The following is a 17,625-nucleotide window of genomic DNA, read 5'->3' on the forward strand; positions in this document are numbered from 1 at the left end:
CGGGATTATACCCAACTAGCGAACATCGGGTCGCCGCTTCGCCGTTCCCGTGTTGTCCCACCCGTGGTCATCCGATCCGAAGCCTCGACCGTTCGCGAGGGCGACTTCGATTTTCGGGGATCGAACACGGGCATCCGCGAAACAGCCGGATCGGACTGCAATTCGCCTCCTGTCGCTGCGCGACCCCGATTGTGCCAATCGCGGCTACCCAAAGATGCCCCTGAAGTAAGGTTATGCATATGCTTCAAGCGAGGTCCTTCGTCCAAAATCAAGGGCCGCAATGGATCGGCCGAGGGACGAAACAACGGGACAGACGGCCTTAACTCAGGGGGCATTGCGGCTAGCGCCTGCGAGAAGGACTGGCCGGGAGAACTGCCGCCATCGGATCGTCGCGGCACGACCTCGATCGTGCCGGCGACTGCGTCCGACGTCGCGGTGAGTGTGCTTCGCGCTAATCCGTCAGGTCGAAGTCGAAGGTGTTCGACCCGCTCTTGACCTTCCGGCTCAGGCCGGAGGTGTCGGGCTTCTCGTACTTCTCGGGGGTCAGGATCTTGGGCTTCACGGGCTTGCGCGGGATGTAGTCGAGGATCGGCTCGTCGTGGGCGTAGATCGTGACGTTGTAGTTCCCGAGGAGGGCACCGTCGCCGGGGTTCTCGGTCTGGAGGCGGTAGCTGCCGTCGCTGCCGAGCTCGCCGGTGGCGTTCCGGCCCCCCTCCTGCGTGGAGACGAACGTGATCCTCCCCTTCGGGACGGGCTTCCCTTGATACGTGACCGTGCCCGTGACCTTGGCCAACTCGGGACCCGATGGGCCGCAGGCGACGGGGATCAACGCGGTGAAGGTGAAGGCGAGGGCGAGCCCGGATTGACGGAGTGGCCGCGCCCCGTTGGCCCTGGAGGCTGGCGTCTTCAAGGTCAAATCTCCGCGAGAAAGGGCGGGCCGCGCCGGATCGATTGGCGTCTCAGACGCGGCCCCGATGGTGACGAGTTGAAGCGAACGGGACCGGCCGATCAATAGGAATCCGACGAGACGATCTCGCCGGCCCCACGGGTGCTCAAGGCCTGATAGGTGGCCATGTTGATCGAGCTCTTGATGAACTTCACGGAGCCGTCGCAGAGCAGGAAGTTCCCGCCGCCGGGGTGCATGCTGCGGAAGCTGTACCAGTGGGTCCAACTGCCGACGTCGGACGCGCCCGTGGCGGTCACGGTGCTGCCGGCGCCGCTGATGCTGACGCCGGGGGCGAGGTAGTTCAGCGGCACGGCCGTGGACGCGACGCACTGGTTCGCCTCGACCCAGGCGTTCCACAGGGTGACCTTCATGATCTGCTCGCCGGCCAGGAACGTGTTCGAGGTGCCGTCGGTGATCTGGGCCAGGGGCACGCCCGAACACTCGCGCCAGAAGATGCCGCTCCCCGTGGACGGGGGCGGGGGGACCGTGGCGGCACCCGCGGACGGATCGCCGAGCTGGGCCCCCCGGCAGTTATAACCCTGCGCGGCGCAGAACATGACCGTGGTCGAGCCATTGGGCGTGTTGCAGGCCAGGCAGTTGTCGCCGAGGTTGCCCACGTACGACGTGCCGGCCGCCAGGTCGGTATTGATCTCGTCGGCGTTCGTCGTGTCGGTCTTCGGGCTGGGATCCGAGGGGCAGGCGAGCGAGTTGAGCACAGTCACCCGCACCGTGGAGTTCTGCTGGCCCAGCGCCATCGAGCCCGGCCACCCCACGTTGTTCACGCCCCACATGAAATTGAAATTGATCGCATTATAGAGCGCCATCTGCTCCATCTGCGGCAGGACCATCACGAGCCAGCTGGAATTATTCCAGTTATACGTGGCCGTCGAGTAGGCGGGATGCAGATACAGGTTCGCCGGCAATGAATTCATGATGTCATTGTAATTATGGCAGGCGAGGCCGAGCTGCTTGAGGTTATTGACACACTGGGCCCGCCGTGCCGCCTCGCGCGCGGCCTGGACGGCCGGCAGGAGGAGCGCGATCAGGACCGCGATGATGGAGATCACCACCAGCAATTCGATCAAGGTAAAGCCGCGCCGCGACCCTCGTCTCATGGCTCACCTCTCCTGAGAAGGATAGTTGCGTGATAAGAGTTTTCACATCTGCATGCACGCTCCCGGAGCCGGGGCGGATGCGGTGGAACGCACGTCATCTGGGGCGAAACGGGAGAAACGGCCGTTGGCCTGAGAAGGAACCGAGACATCCTAACACAAAGAATTCAAAAGAAAACAATGCTCCTGTCCCATTTGCTAAGTTGGTGTTAGACGTGCGGACACCAATGTGTTCAAAAGAGTGTCACCTATCTACAAACCGTGACGATGACCGTGTCGAGGGCCCCGCTAAATCGTCCGCCGGCATCTACCTTGAAAACTTGAATTCTCAAAGGCTTACAACCGCGAATCAATTCGGTGTGCGTCGGCATTTCCCCGCGAACGGTTATCCTTCTAATTTTGTAAAACTAATGATATCGTTGTTTCCGGGCACAAAATTGCATAGGTGACAGGATCGCATGTGATTGGAGTCCAACTGATCGCTAAAATAAGAGATCCATCGCCCTCGCCCGGCCAAGGCCAGGTTTGGCTTACAAGCGTGCGTGCAACATGCCAACGGATTATCACACCCTTGCGCACAGCGTCCGCGGATCTCGGCCGAGCCTGCCAGGGGAATCGCGGGGACCGGTGGGGCGGGTTATCGGGCTCGATCGATGGGCTCGTCACGCGTCGGCGAGGGATGCGCACAGATTTTGACACATCGTTCGCGTCGCGAGGCCAAGGGACGTCCCGCCCTGGCGTCTCCGTGAGGACGGACAAGGTCGAGGCGTTACCTCATCCTTGGGCCGCTCCCAAGTGACTCGACAGGATTCCCGGACTTGTTAGTATCGGCCGGATGGAGTTCCTTCGTGGTATCGGGGAGGGAGCCTCGGCATGCGACGTATCCGACTTTCGACGGGCCTTCGGGGTTTCACTCTCATCGAGCTATTGGTCGTCGTGGCGATCATCGGCCTTTTGATCGCGCTGATACTGCCCGCGGTGCAGTCGGCGCGAGAAATGGCTCGACGGGCCAACTGTCAGAACAACCTGAAGCAGATCGGCCTCGCGCTCCACGGATACCACGACGTTCACGGCCAGTTCCCCTCGGGCCTCTCGCTCGAGAAACCGGCAGTGGGATTCGTCGGGCCGGGATGGGCCTGGGGCGAACGCCTCCTGGGAGGGTTGGAGCAGGGGGCCCTGTATAACGCCGTCAACCAGATGTTGTCGTATGTAAATTCAGCTAATGAGACGGTCATAGGGACTCGCCTAACCGCATTTCTCTGCCCGAGTTCCGGGGGCGACGGCCCCGTGAGCTCGGGATACATCGTCCAGCCGATCGCCGGCCTCGAGGATCTGGCGCCGGGACAGTATGTCGCCTCGGCCGGTGAGATGGCCGTCAAGGGGGGGAGCGAGCAGGCCGCCCAGGGCGATGGGGTCTTCTATCTCAACAGCCGGGTGTCGGCCCGGGATCTCCGCGATGGGACGTCTACGACCTTGATGATCGGGGAGCGTTCGCGGAATGTCGCCGATGCGACCTGGGTTGGAGTGGCGGACCCGGTCTTCATCCTCTGCACGAAGGCCGGATGGCCGGTGGAATCCTGCGCGTCCGCCATGTTCATGGTGCTGGGTCGCACCGGCCCGAAATCCGACATTCTCCTCGGGGCCGTCCCCGCGGGCAACATGCCCAACTCGCCCGGGGCGGGGGCGGACGGATTCTGGAGCATGCATCCCGGCGGGTGCAACTTCCTCTTCTGCGACGGGTCGGTGAGATTCATCAAGTCCCATATCGCCCCGATGACGTTCAGTGCGCTGGCCACTCGAGCCGGCGGCGAGGTCGTCGGTTCCGACTCGTACTGATCGGGGCGTCTCGGGTAAATCCTCATCGCCGGGAGGTGGTGAACCGGCGAGCGACGAGGCTCCGGGATCATGCTTCGGGGCGATCGAGGGGGAGGAATGCCGAGGCGTTATCTCCGGCCGACGTTGATATGTTGACGCGGGGGAGCGTCTGGCGGAAGGCCAGGGAGAGGAGGAGGCCGAGGCCGAGGCCCATCGTCAGGTGGACGGCCATCGCGGCGAGGAAGAGGGTGCCGGTCATCATCGCCGGGTCCTGGAAGGGATAGCCGTGCTTCAGGACCAGCAAGGCGACGAGGCCCTGGCAGAGGCCGCCGACGGCCCCGCCCTTGACGAACGCCCAGCGGTCGAGGCGATAGCCCCGGGCACCGAGCAGCGATCCCAGGATCGGCCCGGCGACGTAGAAGGCCGCCTCATCGCCCAGACGCACGAACATCGCGAGGACGACCGCGACCAGCGCGATCAGGATCAGCATCCCGAGGATCGAGAGTCTCGCCATCCGCCGGCTCCCTGCAAGGACGAGGAAGGCCGTGCCTCTTCGAGATGTGAAGATATCGGGTCGCGGCCAGGTATCTCGATCCTACCCGATCCCGGTCCGCGCGGGAGGTCCATGGGCCTGGAATCCAGGCGCGTTCACGACCGCAGGCGAGTGCCGAAACCCGTCGGCCTGATCGGGAGACGTTCAGCGCCGGGAGGTGGTGAACTGGCCGAGCCATTCTTTCCAGGCGGAGCGCTTGACGGGGTCGAATTCCTCGAGCTGGCTGACGCGGTCGAGGAGCCAGTTCGCGGAGGCGGCGGAGTCGTCCGGGGTCGGGTGAGACTCGGCGGGGCGCGGGATCCGGAGCGGCGGGGCGAGGGGAGGGGGGGGCAAGGCGGCGATGGACTTCGCGTCGGTGCCGATCTGGCCGGCCTGGCGCGAGAGCTCGGAGCGGAGGGCCGAGATCTCCCGGTCCATCGCCTCGAGGCGGGAGAGGTGCGCCTCCATCAGGCGGGCGTTGTCGTCCTGGATCTTCTGGAGGAGGAGGCCCAGGGTGCGCTGGAGCTCGGCGTTCTGATTCTTGGAGTCGCGGACGGTCTCGACCATCCAGGCGAGCAGGGCGTCCCTCGCCTCGGGGACCGCCAGCTCCGTGCCGTTGGCGTGGCCACCAGTGGCACCGGCCTGGCCGTTGGCGTGGCCGTTGAGCGTGCCCTCGTCGTCGAACTGGCCGCGGAACTGCTCGACCTCCGGGTGGATCACCCGCGCCACCAGCGCGGGGGCCTCGGTCGGCTCGGGCGCGGGAGGCTCCGAGGAGGCCGGGGACGGAGTCGGGGTCGCACCGGGCCTCGGCGGGAACTCGGGGAGTTCCGGCTCGTCGACCTCGTGAAGGGCGGGCTCGACCTGGACGACGTACGAATGGGAGCTGAAGGCCAGGCGATGGCCGGGCTCGAGGCGGGTCGCGCGGCGGAAGCGCTCGCCGTTGGTGTAGGGGGACTGGCTCGAGAGGTCGACGTAGTAGGCGTCGGTCGGGGTCCGGAAGAAGGCCCCCTGGATCCTCGACGCCGATTCGTCCTTCAAGGTGATGCCGCAGCCGGGGGCCCGCCCGACGAAGATCAGCTCGGAGCCGAGATCCCAGGGGAGGTCCGCGTCGCGCCCGGCCTCGGGCTCGAGGCGGACGGGGATGAGGCCGCCGGGCTCGACCGGGGCGAGCGGGTCCTCGTCGCAGGGGGAGGGGGAGACCGGGTGGCCGTCGAGCTCGATCCGGAGCAGCTCGACGCGGGTCCCGGCGACCTCGAAGTGGTCGCCGGGGGCGAGCCAGCCGGCCATCTCGCCGGTGGTGGAGACGAGCGTCCCCCCCCGGCTGAGGAGGTCGATGACGTAGAGCCCTCGGCGGTCGAGGTGGAGATAGGCGTGCAGGGCGGCGACCCCCCGGTCGTAGATCCGGACGTCGGCGTCGGGGCCGAAGCCGACGACCGCGAAGGGGCGGTCGATGCGGACGGTGCGGTCGGGCCCCGGCCCGCCCCCCCGGATCCGGAGGAGGAATTCCCCTTCGACCCAGAGGGTGCCGTCGCTGATCGTCTCTCGCGGATCGTCGTGAACCTGCGTCAACCGAATCTCCCCCGCCGGCCCCTTCGGGCCGGGCGGCCGATCAGCGTCCCATGACCTCGTCCCAGTCGGCCCGCTCCGAGGCTTGGAGCTGGTCCGGCCGGAGCCCGGCTTCTTTGGTCCGGGCGCGAGTCTTCTGGAACGATTCGTTGTTCCCCTTCTTCAAGTAGGCACGCGCTAGGTGGTAGAGGAAGGGACCGTTGGGGACGGCGTTGGACGCCGCCTCGAGGTCCTTGATCGCCTCGTCGTACCGTCCCAGACGGGTGAGGATCACGCCGCGGGTGTCCAGCAGGTAGGGCTGGCCGCCGACGCGGTCGATCAGCTCGTTGGCACGCTCCAGGCCTTCCTTCGGCTGGTCGAGGTTCTCCGAGAGTGTCCAGGCCATGTCGTTGAGGAACATCCGGTCGTTCGGCTTGCTCTTCAGCAGGTTGCGGAAGAGGGCGATCTGCTCCGGGTACTTCCCTTGAAGATACCGCACTCTCGCCAAAGATTGGAGAAGATTCGGGGCGTCTGGTTTGACCTTGAGGGCCTGGGCCAGATACTGGTCGGCCAGGCCGACCCAGCGCGGGTCGGGCTTGGGGGCGAAGGCGAGGGTCATCGCGGCCTCCCCGGCGTCGCCGGGGGCCCCCCCCTGGGCGGCCTTCTGGAGGAAGGTCGCGGCCTCGTCGTTCTTCCCCTGGCCGCCGAGGAACATGGCGCAGACGGCGGCCCCCTTCGGGCTCATGGTGCCGATCCGCCTGGCGACGCGCTCGGCCGCCTCGGGCTGGGACATCCGGAGCAGGAGGCCGCTCAGCTTCTCGCCGAGGGCGACCGTCTCGGGCCCCGGCTGCCGGGCGTTGAACGCCTTCTCGAGCAGGGCCGCCCCTTCCTTGCCTTGCCCCTTGCCGATGAGGGCCTTGGCCTTCAGCTCGGCGACGGCGAGGTTGTTGGGGTCGAGGCTCGTGAGCCGGTCGAGCTGGCGGTCGGCCTCGTCATACGCCTTGAGGCCGTAGAGGATGCCGGCGTAGAAGAGGATCGTGTCGGGGCTCGCGTTCTCGCCGGCGGCCTTCTCGGCGTGGGGCCTGGCCTTGTCGAGCTGGCCGAGGTCGCTGAGCTGCCGGGCCAGGGTCTCGTGGACGATCGCCGCGTTGGGGAGCTCCGAGGCGAGCTCCTCGAGGATCACGACCGCGTCCTGCCTGGTCTTGAGGTCGGGCCCCTTGGCGAGGATCTGGGCGCGGGTCATGCGGTCGTCGGGGCTGTCGTCGGATCGGGAGGAGGCCCCGATCAGCTTCACCGCCTCGTCCCAGGCGGCGCGGTCGCCGGGGTGGTTGGCCAGGCTGAGGGCCAGGGTCCGGGTCGCCCAGGAGAGCTGGGGGTCGACCTTGAGGATCTGCCGGAGCGCGGCCTCGACGTCGCCGATGCGCCCCATCTGCTCGTAGAGCTTGACCGCCGCCGAGAGGACGGAGAGGTCCTCGGGGTACTTCTTCAGGGCGGCCTGGAGCTGGTTGTCGGCCTGGTCGAAGTCGTCGATCGCCCGGAAGCACTGGGCCATCAGCAGCTCGGGCCGGTTCGACTTGACCCGGCCGCGGATCATCTCGATCGTCTCGCGGGCGTCCTTCATCTCCTTCCGGCTCGCCTGGAGCATCAGGAGCTGGAGCAGGGCGGTCGGCGAGTCGGGGTGCTGCTGGACGAGCTTCTTGAGCGAGGCCTCGGCGTCCTTCGGCTTGCCGAGCTTGTCGAGGACCTGGGCCTGCCAGACGCGGAGGTCGAGGGCCTTGGGATCCCCCTGCACGATCATGTTCGCGAGGTGCTCGGCGCGGGCCTTGTCCCCCGCCTGGAGGGCCTGGGCGGTGGCCAGGCGTTCGAAGTCGGCCGTGGTCAGGGGGGAGGAGCTGCGGAGCCTGGTCAGCTCGTCGTCGCGCCCCTCGCGGACGAGGAGCTGGACGAGCGGGCCCATGGCGATGCTGCCCCCTCGCTTGGTGCTGGCCTTCTTGTAGGCGGCGATGGCCTCGTCGGTCTTGCCCTGCTTCTCCAGGAGCTGCCCCTCGAGCACGTAGCCGGTGGGGGAGTGGGGCTGCTGGGCCTGGATCTCGGCGATGATCCGGCCGGCCTCGGTGAACCCGGCCGCCTGCTGGGCGGGGTCGGGGGGCTCGCCGCTGCGGTCCCGCAGGAGCGACTCGACCTTGGCGATCCGCCAGTAGGGCGCGTCCTCACCGCCGATCTTCCGCATGGCCTCGATCTCGGCCTTCATCGCGGCCTCGTCCCCCTGGCGGATCGCCAGGTTCAAGAGCGCGATCCTCGGCTGGGCGCTATTCGGCTGGAGCCTGGCCCATTCCTCGTAGGCATGTCGGGCGTTGGGGAAGTCGGCCTGGTTGGTGTAGAGCTCGCCCAGGGCCTTCCAGATCTGGTACTGCTGCTCGGCGGCGACCCGGCTCAGGCTGTCGAGCAGGGTGCTCCTCGCCTCCTTGATGTGCCCCTGGGAGAGGAAGATCGAGGCCCTGATGACGTAGAGGCCGGCGTCGGGGATCTTGGCGAGCCCCTGGCGGACGGCCTCGAGCGCCTCGGAGGTCCTGCCGAGCCGGTTCAGGAGGTTCGCCTGGGCGATCCAGAGCGGCGACGAGCGGTCGTTCTTCTTGCTCATGTCCTTGAGGACCCGCATGGCGTCGTCGGGCCGGTCGGACGCGAGGTAGTAGTCGGCCTCGACGAGCGCGACCTCGGCCGAGCTGGGGGCGAGCTTGTGGGCGACCTCCAGGACCTTCTCCACGTTCCCCCAGTTCCGGTCCTCCTTGGCGATCAGGAGCTGCTGCCGCAGGACGACGAGCGCCAGGTTGATCGAGAGGGCGGGGTCGCCCGGGCTGAGGGCCAACCCCTGCTCGAGCGTCCGGCGGGCCTCGGCCAGGTGCTCGTTCCCCTCGAGGTTGGCGATCGCGATCCAGGGGGTGCTCCAGTGCGAGTTCGCCTTGGTCGCCTGGCGGTAGGCCTGGAGGGCCTTCGCCGTGTCGCTGACCTTCTCATAGGCCTGCCCGAGCAGGTGGAAGAGCCGCCCTTCCAGCCCCTTGGGGGCCTTGTAGCGGATCGCCTCCAGGTCCTTGATGGCCTCGTTGGCGCGGTCGCGGACGAGCAGGGCGTAGGCGCTCAGATACTTGAAGTAGAAGTCGGGCTCGTCGCCGCCGGAGAGGCGTCGGTACTGGGCGATGAGGGGCTCGGCCTCCTCCACGCGCCCCATCTCGAGCAGGACCTGGGCGAGCCGCCAGGTGAGGTCGGCGTTGCTGCCTCCGGTCTGGATCAGGCCGGTCCGCCAGCTCTCGATCGCGGCGTCGGGCCGGCGCTCGTTCAGCTCGACCATGCCTTCGAGGAGCTTGATCCGCAGCTCGTTGCGGTTGGCCTTGGGGATGGCGTCGAGGTGCCTGTGGGCCGCGGCCGTGTCGCCGCGCTGGTTGGCGGCGTCGGCGGCCATGAGCCGGACCTCGAGGTCGTCGGGGTTGGCCTTGAGCGCCTTCTCGATCTCCTCCGCACCCCGGTCGAGCTGCCCGCCCGAGGCGAAGTAGCGGGCGCGGGCGAGGTGCGCCAGCGCGAGCTTGGCCGGGGCCTTGGCCAGGCCGTTGACCATGTTGTCGAGCACCTGCTTGCCCCTGGCTGCGTCGTTCAGCTTGTCGCGCTCGAGGGTCGCGAGCTGCTCGGCGACGTCCACGTCATCCGGGGCGAGCTTCAGGGCCTTCTCCAGCTCGGCGGCCGACTCCTTGAAGGCGTCCATGTCGCCGTCGACCCGCCCCGAGGAGATCGCGGTGGCGAGCAGCCAGTGGGCCCTCGGGTCGTTGCCGCCCCCCTTCTCGATCAGCTCCCGGGCGAGGGTCTCGGCCGCGCGCTCCCGGCCTGGGATCTTGAGGGTCAGCTCGACCAGCCGCTTGCGGGTCTCCTGCCGCTTCGGGTTCTTCGCGTCGAGGCCGAGGACCTGGTTGTGGATCGGCAGGGCGGCGATCGCCTCCTCGACGTTCCGGGCGCTGTCGGCCAGGATCTTGGCCTTCATGTCGAGCGCGTCGGCGTCGTCCCCGTTGATCTCGAGGTAGCGGTTGAGGTACTGGATGGCAAGATTAGGCTGGTCTAATTCGAGCCGCTTCTTGGCCTCGCTGAGGTACATCGCCCCTTCGTGGCTCTGGCGATAGGCCCGGTATCCGAAGAAGCCCCCGACGATGACGACCAGGGCGATCACCATGACGACCAGGGCGCGGAGGTTGAGCCGCCGTCTCACGGGGCGATTGCTGCTACTCATGGCCGAAAATACCCTCGGAGCCGGCCGCCGGTCACCCATCGCGGCCACGTCGCTGGCGGTGGAAGAGACCCATTAAGGCCGAGCGTTTACTAATGATTAGCCACCCTACACGAATCGGGCGGCCCGAAGATCAGGAGGGAGGGCGATGTTGCGAAATTTCAACGCGATCTCGGGGGGCGTCTCGGTCCTCGGCACGATTTGGCGTGTCCGCCCGGGCCCGAGATGAACCGCCCTTGTGCTGTCGATGGCGAACCTCCATGATACTGGCAGGGACGCATCATCGACGACCTTTTTTCGATTGTAGGACACGTTTGCCGGGGCCGTCGAACCCCTTCTCCGCCGGCGCCCTGCGCCTGTCCAACTTCGGACGAGATACGGCTTGGACGGATAGGCCTCGGGCCGGAAAAATGACCCCGATCGCACGATCGGATCATGGTGCCCGAAAGTGATCCTATGCTTATCATGGGCGTTACGCTCGCACGCGACGTCCTGTCTTGATTGAAACACCTGGGCGATGACGGGTTGGCCATGAGCATCACCGACGAAGCCGTGAGACCGGATACCGGCCCGGCGGCCCCCACCCCCGGGGCGGGCCGGCGGCCGAGCAACTTGGGATTCTGGCTGAGCCTCGGCCTGGTCTGCCTGCTCCTGGCGGGCTCCGGCGGGGTCCGCTGGTGGCAGTCCAGGCGCCTGGCCGGGGTCCTCAGGGACGCGAGGGACTCGCCGTTCCCGCTCGAGTCCCTGCCGATGAAGATCGGGACCTGGACCGGCAAGCCCGTCACGCTCGACCCCCTGATCGTGCGGGTCTCGGGCGCGACCGACATCATCACCCGTCGATATACGGATCAGACCACCGGGGCCTCGCTCGAGGCGATCGTCCTCTACGGGCCCTCGTCGGAGGTCTTCCTGCACAGGCCCGAGGTCTGCTACCCGAACGCCGGGTTCACCGAGGCCGGCGACGCCAAGACCGTGATGATCAAGGTCGGCAAGGAGGAGCTCCCCTTCCGCAGCCTCGTCTACGCGAAGGGAGAGGGGGGGCAGTCGGCGCTCCAGGAGGTCATCTACTCGTGGCGATACAACGGCAAGTGGTCGCCCGACCTCGTGAAGCACAAGGAGTTCGAGCGGATCCCGGGCATGTTCAAGGTCCACGTGGCCCGGACCTTGACCCCCAAGGAGCGTCGCGATATCGACAATCCCAATGAGGAGTTCCTCAGGCTCCTGCTCCCCGTGATCGAGGCCCGCCTGGCGCGGGATGTCGGCCAGGGCGCCTCGACCCCGCCCCCCGTCGCGCCTTCCGCCAAGACCGCCGAGGGAGCCGCCCGATGAGCACGCCCCTGGATGATCCCCACCCCCACCTGCCGACATCGTACCGGGCCGGCCTCCGGCCGATGGCCGCTTACCAGGACGACGACGGCGACGGTGGGGGGCCGTCGCGGCCCAAGATCTCGCCGAAGCTGATCCTCCGCGCCTTCCGCAGGCACTGGTGGCAGATCCTCCTGCTCTGGGCCGTCGGCTCGGGCGTCGGCATCTTCATGGCGAAGACGCGGATCAAGCCCACGTACGAGGCCGTCGGCCGCGTCCGGGTCGAGCCCGGCGAGCAGTCGCTCTACACCGTCAGGAACAGCGGCGCCACGCTCGACTACACCGAGTTCAAGGAGATGCAGGCCAACTCGGTGCTCACGCCGGTCGTCATCGGCCTGGCCCTCACCGAGCACCCCGAGCTCTATCGGTACCCGAGGCTCCAGGGGGCCTCCGACGTCGAGCAGACCATCCGGGGCTGCGTCCGCGTCAACATCCTGCCCAAGCAGAGCTTCATCGAGATCAGCATGACCTCGACGGTCGCCAACGAGTGCGCCGACATCGTCAACGCCGTCCTCGACGCCTACGTCAAGAGCGTCTCGAACATGACGGACGAGGAGACGAAGCAGCGCATCGAGCAGCTCCGCAAGGAAATCGATAAGCGGAAGGTCGAGCTCGACCAGAAGCGGGTCGAGTGGAAGAACCTCAGCGACCAGATCGGCGCGGCCGACATCGACGGGCTCAAGGACAAGAACTCGGTCACCAGCGACGACTACCGGCAGTTGAGCGACCAGCTCGCGAAGGTCGAGATGGAGCGCGTCAGCGCCCAGGCCGAGCTCGAGTTCCTCCGGGGGGAGAAGCTCGACCCGGCCCGCCCGGCCGACGGGGAGGCCCTGAAGGCCGCCGTCGAGGACTCGATCGAGTCGCACCCGAAGATGGCCAGCATCCAGGCCGAGATCGAGCGGGTCAAGTTGCAGATGGAGCACATGCGCCGCAAGACGGCCAACAAGATGGACCTCGCCTACCAGCACCAGGCCAGGAACCTCGCCACGCTCAGGAAGCAGGAGGCGAGCCTGAAGGCCAAGCTCCGGCCCCAGATCGAGCGCGACCTGAGCTCGGGCATCGGGATCGGCGACAAGGAGCAGGAGCGGGTCCTCGCCCAGGCCGAGCGCGAGTTCGTGACGCTCTCCAAGCAGGAGGAGCACCTCAAGACCCAGCTCGGCAACATGAAGCTGCGGAGCCGGCAGGCGGGGACCGAGTCGCTCCAGCTCTCGATCGCCCAGTATGACGCCGAGCGGGCCGCGAGCGTCCTGCACAAGGTCGAGGACAACCTGAACCAGCTCGAGCACGAGGCCCGCAACCCGATCGCGCGGGTCCGCCGCGAGTTCCCCGCCAAGGCCGTCGGCCCCAATGGCGGCAACCGGACCAAGATGATCATGATGACCCCGCCGGGGGTCTTCCTCATCGCGCTCGCCCTCTTCGTCCTGCTGGAGAGCCGGGCGGGGCGGGTCGCCGACCCCGACGACCTGCCGAGTCGGGCGAAGCTCCAGGTGCTCGGCGTCGTCCCCCCATTGCCCGTCGTCAGGGCGGTGGGGCTCCCCGGCAGCCGCGAGGAGGACCGGGCCCAGCGCCTGCTCGACGAGTTCGTGCAGAGCCTCGACCACCTCCGCGTCACGCTCTGCGCCAGGCCCGACCCCTGGGGCCGCAACCGCCACTGCTTCCTGATCACCAGCGCCTGCGGCAGCGAGGGGAAGACCACCCTGGCCGCCCAGCTCGCCGAGCGCTGCGTCAACGCCGGGCTCATGACCCTTCTCATCGACGCCGACCTGCGGAACCCGACGCTCACCCGGATGCTCGACAGCACCGAGAGCGAGGGCCTGATCAACGTCCTGAGGGGCGAGGTCGAGGCCGAGCAGGTCATCAAGGTGATCGACGCGGCGGGCGGATTCCACTTCCTGCCGGCCGGCAGCCCCCGGATCGACCCCAGCCGGTTGCTCCAGGGGAACGGGCTCGGCAGCCTGCTCGCCCAGGCCAGGGAGAGCTTCGACATGATCCTCGTCGACGCCTCCCCCGTGCTCCCCGTCCCCGACGCCCTCATGATCGGGCGCTGGATGGACGGCGCGGTCCTGGCCGTCCGCTACGACAACAGCCGGTTCAACGCCGTCGAGCGTGCCCAGCGCCGGCTGACATCCGTGGGCGTCCCCGTGATCGGGGCCGTCGTCAACGGCGTCAAGTCGTCCGAGTCCTCGTCCTACGGCGGCTATTACGCCTACGTCGGCGGCGGGGCAGCCAACGGCTCCCCCGACCCCGAAGCTTGAGCGCCGGGCCCCGCCCCTGCGGCCCGAGGTTGCCGAAAAGCGACACGAGGCCTACTGCGGCCCATCCTGTCTGGCCGCGCGGTCCCGCGCGACCTAGAATGGTTTATTAAAGGTAGCTAAGGACTTACGTGCGGGCGGGGCGATCTTTCCGGAACGATTGAACGGCCGCGCCTGATCGTGTATATCAACTAATTAAGCGGCCTTGATGCCGGTTCGGATCGCGGGGGTCGACGGGCCGAGTTTCCGTTCGACCGGGGGTCCGGGCTGGCCCGCCTCGTCGGCGGGCCGGGGGTCGGCATCATCGGCGATAAGAGAGCCACGGGAGGAGCAGTCGTGACGACGGTTCCGGTCAACGTCTCCGAGCCATGGAAGCCAAGCGTATCGGACGGAGTCGCGCTGCTGTTGATCGCGCCGGTGCTGGGCTGGTCCTACGCGTCGAACATCGTCGGGATCGTGGATCGCTGGATCCGCGACCCGAACCAGTCGTTCGGCTTCCTGGTCGTGCCCATCGCCCTGATGATCTTCTGGTCCCGCCGGCACAAGCTCGACCGGGCGAAGATGAAGCCGAGCGCGATCGGCTTCGGCCTCCTGCTGGCGGTCCTGGCCCTGCGGTATCCGCTCTATGAGTGGAACGAGCAGTACATCGAGAACGCGACCTTCCCGCTGGTGATCGCCTGCCTGACGCTCGCCGTCGGCGGCTGGCACCTCTTCAAGGTGGCCTGGCCGGCCTTGGCGTTCCTGCTGTTCATGCTCCCCCTGCCGCCGAGCATCAACTCGATCCTCGCCGACCCGCTCCAGCGCGTGGCGACGCTCGGCAGCATCACGGTGCTCCAGGTCATGAACCTGCCGGTCTTCGCCGAGGGGAACGTGATCATCATCGGGGCCGAGCCGCTCGAGGTCGCCCAGGCCTGCAACGGGCTCTCGATGCTCCTGAGCTTCATCACGCTGATCACGGCAATGGTCATCCTGATCCCGAGGCCCCTCTGGGAGCGGATCACCCTGATGCTGAGCGCGATCCCGATCGCCCTGATCGCGAACATCATCCGGATCGTGGCGACGGCCTGGTGCTACCACAAGTTCGGCCACGAGACGGGGGAGAAGATCGCCCACGACATGGCCGGGCTCGTGATGCCGGTCATCGCGCTGGCCCTCGCCTTCCTCGAGCTCCGCATCCTCTCCTGGCTGGTCGTCGAGGAGCCCCTGGCCCCGGCGCCCGCCCGCACGACGGGCCCCCGGATCGTCGGCACGAATCCCCGCTGACCCCCGGCCCGACCCGGTTCTCCGCGACAGACCCAAAGGGGGCGGGTCGAGGCCCCTTCGCTTCGACCCGACCCGATTCGATCCCGACGCGACCTGGAACCGGGGACTCCTCCCTTATTTCATTGCCGCGACGCTGGCGTCGCGAAACAAACGGCCCGAGCCAGGACCTTTCCCTTCCGAGACCCCCTTTGAAGATCCTCTACATCAACCCCGTGGGCACCATCGGCGGCGCCGAGATGTGCCTGCTCGACATCCTGGCTCAGGTCCGCGAGGCGAGGCCGTCCTGGGAGTTGAAGGTCATCCTGGGGGACGACGGCCCGCTCAAGACGGCCATCGTCGGCATGGGGATCCCCTGCGAGGCCCTGCCATATCCGGCCTCGCTCGCCGGCATGGGGGACGCCGGGGGCAAGGAAGGGCAGGCCGGGCAGAAGAACAAGGGGCCGCTGGCCAAGGCGGCTCGCCTCGGCTCCGTCGGGCTCGCGTCGATGTCTTACCTGGCGAGCCTGAAACACCTGATCCGCAGGGAAGCCCCCGACATCGTCCAGACGAATGGGATGAAGGCGCACGTCCTGGCGGCCTGGGCCGTCTCTCGGGGCGTCCCTTTAATTTGGCACCTGCACGAGTACCTCAGCAATCGCCCGATGATGGTGAAGCTGCTGAGGGCCTCGACCCGGCGCTCGATCTCGGCGGTGGCCGTGTCGAAGTCGGTCGCCGACGACGCCCGCGCGGTGCTCGGCGACAGGGTGAAGGTCGGCACGATCTACAACGCCCTGGACCTGAACCACTTCTCCCCCGAAGGCCCAGGCGCGGATGATCCGGCCTGGCTCGACCGCGAGGCGGGGCTCCCGCCGGCCCCCGAGGGGACGGTGCGCGTCGGCCTGGTCGCGACCTATGCTGTCTGGAAAGGGCACGACGTTTTTCTCGATGCAATCGCCAGAATTCCGGCAAAACGGCCGAGTCGGTTCTACATTGTAGGAGGACCGATCTATCGGACGCAGGGCTCTCAAGTCTCCCTCGAGGGCCTGAAGGCGAAGGCCGAAAGCCTCGGGATCGTCGGCCGGATCGGCTTCGTGGGGCATCAGACCGACCCCGCCCGGGTATTCCGGGGATTGGATGTCGTCGTCCATGCAAGCACGAGGCCCGAACCATTCGGCCGGGTGATCGTAGAGGGTATGGCCTGCGGCCGCGCCGTCATCGCCGTGAGCGACGGCGGGGCGGCCGAGTTGTTCGAGGATGGAGTGTCCGCGCTCGGCTGTCCCCCCAGGGATCCGGCCGCGCTCGCCGAAGCGATCGACCGGCTCGTCGTCGACCCGGTCCTGCGGCGAGGGTTGGGGGTAGCCGGCAGAGAAGCCACCGTCACGCACTTTGACCGCAGTCGCCTGGCAGAACAATGGAGCCATTTGTATGAAGCCGTCGGCTCGACAGCGTAAGTGGATCATCACCGGTGGGGCCGGATTCATCGGTAGCCACGCCGCGGCGAGACTCCACCAGGAAGGCCACCACGTCGTGGTCGTGGATAACCTGAGCCGCCGGGGCGCGGACATGAATCTCGCCTGGCTGCGGGATCAGGGGATCAACGACTTCATCAAGGCGGATATCCGCGAGTATGACTCGATCCGCGACGTCGTCGCCAAGCACAGCGACGCCGACGTCGTCCTGCACCTCGCCGCGCAGGTCGCCGTGACGACCAGCGTGGTCGACCCCCGCAACGACTTCGAGATCAACGCCCTGGGCACCTTCAACGTGCTCGAGGCCGTCCGCACCGCCGGCGAGGGCAAGCCGGCCGTCTTCTACAGCTCGACCAATAAGGTCTACGGCAACCTCGAGCACGTCAAGGTCGTCGAGCGCGACGGCCGCTACGCCTACGAGGACCTGCCCCAGGGCGTCGACGAGCACGAGCCGCTCGACTTCCACAGCCCCTACGGCTGCTCGAAGGGGACCGGCGACCAGTACGTGCGCGACTACGCCCGGATCTACGACCTCAAGACGGTCGCCTTCCGCCAGTCGTGCATCTACGGGACCCGGCAGTTCGGCATCGAGGACCAGGGCTGGATCGCCTGGTTCTGCGTCGCCGCCACGCTGGGCAAGCCCTTCACGATCTTCGGCGACGGCAAGCAGATCCGCGACACCCTCTGGGTCGGCGACCTCATCGACGCCTACCTCTGCGCTTACGACAAGATCGACAGCGTCGCGGGCGAGGTCTTCAACATCGGCGGCGGCCCGGCCAATACCCTGAGCCTGCTGGAGCTGGTGTCGATCCTCAACGAGTCCTTCGGCGGCACGCTGAACCCCCCCTTCGCCGACTGGCGCCCCGGCGACCAGCGCGTCTTCGTGGCCGACATCCGCAAGGCCGGGCGCATGCTCGGCTGGTCCCCCAAGGTGTCGACCCAGGAAGGGGTCCAGCAGCTCCTCAAGTGGGTCCGCGAGAACGGCGACCTCTTCCGGGCCGTCGGCCTCGGCTGATCCGAAGGGAAGACGGGCGCCGGCCCCGGGGGATGCAAGTCCCCGGGCCGGCCGCCCCGGGCGTC

Annotated in this window: 11 protein-coding genes; 6 read left to right on the plus strand and 5 right to left on the minus strand. The window is 67.4% G+C overall.

What is annotated here, in order from left to right:
• Nucleotides 1-451: 451 nt before the first annotated feature.
• Together ACOYYX_RS38640 and ACOYYX_RS38645 are read right to left on the minus strand one after the other, a co-directional pair.
• Nucleotides 452-910, minus strand: a complete 459-nt coding sequence (locus ACOYYX_RS38640) for a hypothetical protein (protein ID WP_422931936.1) — start codon at nucleotides 908-910, stop codon at nucleotides 452-454.
• A gap of 98 nt (nucleotides 911-1,008) precedes the next feature.
• Nucleotides 1,009-2,061, minus strand: a complete 1,053-nt coding sequence (locus ACOYYX_RS38645; RefSeq protein ID WP_422931937.1) for a DUF1559 domain-containing protein — start codon at nucleotides 2,059-2,061, stop codon at nucleotides 1,009-1,011.
• 870 nt (nucleotides 2,062-2,931) lie between these two features.
• Here ACOYYX_RS38645 and ACOYYX_RS38650 point away from each other — a divergent pair.
• A complete protein-coding gene (locus tag ACOYYX_RS38650) occupies nucleotides 2,932-3,894 on the plus strand; it encodes a DUF1559 domain-containing protein (RefSeq protein WP_422931938.1) in 963 nt (320 codons plus the stop codon).
• A 67-nt stretch (nucleotides 3,895-3,961) separates the two neighbouring features.
• Here the strand turns inward: ACOYYX_RS38650 and ACOYYX_RS38655 are convergent, their stop codons facing one another.
• From ACOYYX_RS38655 to ACOYYX_RS38665, 3 genes are all read right to left on the minus strand, one after another.
• Nucleotides 3,962-4,387, minus strand: a complete 426-nt coding sequence (locus ACOYYX_RS38655) for a hypothetical protein (RefSeq protein WP_422931939.1) — start codon at nucleotides 4,385-4,387, stop codon at nucleotides 3,962-3,964.
• Nucleotides 4,388-4,570: 183 nt separating this feature from the next.
• A complete protein-coding gene (locus tag ACOYYX_RS38660) occupies nucleotides 4,571-5,974 on the minus strand; it encodes an FHA domain-containing protein (RefSeq protein ID WP_422931940.1) in 1,404 nt (467 codons plus the stop codon).
• A 40-nt stretch (nucleotides 5,975-6,014) separates the two neighbouring features.
• Nucleotides 6,015-10,220 (minus strand): tetratricopeptide repeat protein, encoded by a 4,206-nt coding sequence (locus ACOYYX_RS38665; protein WP_422931941.1) that lies wholly within the window; start codon nucleotides 10,218-10,220, stop codon nucleotides 6,015-6,017.
• A gap of 528 nt (nucleotides 10,221-10,748) precedes the next feature.
• On the opposite strand from ACOYYX_RS38665, the gene ACOYYX_RS38670 reads away from it, so the two are divergent.
• From ACOYYX_RS38670 to ACOYYX_RS38690, 5 genes are all read left to right on the plus strand, one after another.
• Entirely contained in the window at nucleotides 10,749-11,546 is a 798-nt protein-coding gene (locus tag ACOYYX_RS38670) for an exosortase-associated EpsI family protein (RefSeq protein ID WP_422931942.1), read from the plus strand.
• Nucleotides 11,543-13,837 carry a polysaccharide biosynthesis tyrosine autokinase gene (locus ACOYYX_RS38675; protein ID WP_422931943.1) on the plus strand — a complete coding sequence of 765 codons (2,295 nt, stop codon included), beginning with the start codon at nucleotides 11,543-11,545 and terminating at the stop codon, nucleotides 13,835-13,837. The genes ACOYYX_RS38670 and ACOYYX_RS38675 overlap by 4 nt, the downstream gene beginning before the upstream one ends.
• Nucleotides 13,838-14,170: 333 nt before the next feature.
• On the plus strand, nucleotides 14,171-15,097 hold the full coding sequence (locus tag ACOYYX_RS38680) for an exosortase/archaeosortase family protein (protein ID WP_422931944.1): 927 nt from the start codon (nucleotides 14,171-14,173) through the stop codon (nucleotides 15,095-15,097).
• 188 nt (nucleotides 15,098-15,285) lie between these two features.
• A complete protein-coding gene (locus ACOYYX_RS38685; RefSeq protein WP_422931945.1) occupies nucleotides 15,286-16,527 on the plus strand; it encodes a glycosyltransferase family 4 protein in 1,242 nt (413 codons plus the stop codon).
• Nucleotides 16,502-17,560, plus strand: a complete 1,059-nt coding sequence (locus ACOYYX_RS38690; RefSeq protein WP_422931946.1) for an SDR family NAD(P)-dependent oxidoreductase — start codon at nucleotides 16,502-16,504, stop codon at nucleotides 17,558-17,560. Before ACOYYX_RS38685 ends, ACOYYX_RS38690 begins: the two co-directional genes overlap by 26 nt.
• The last annotated feature ends 65 nt before the right edge of the window (nucleotides 17,561-17,625 follow it).

Origin of the sequence: Singulisphaera chitinilytica (assembly GCF_049331405.1) — a bacterium.
In the GTDB taxonomy this organism is placed as follows: domain Bacteria; phylum Planctomycetota; class Planctomycetia; order Isosphaerales; family Isosphaeraceae; genus PoT.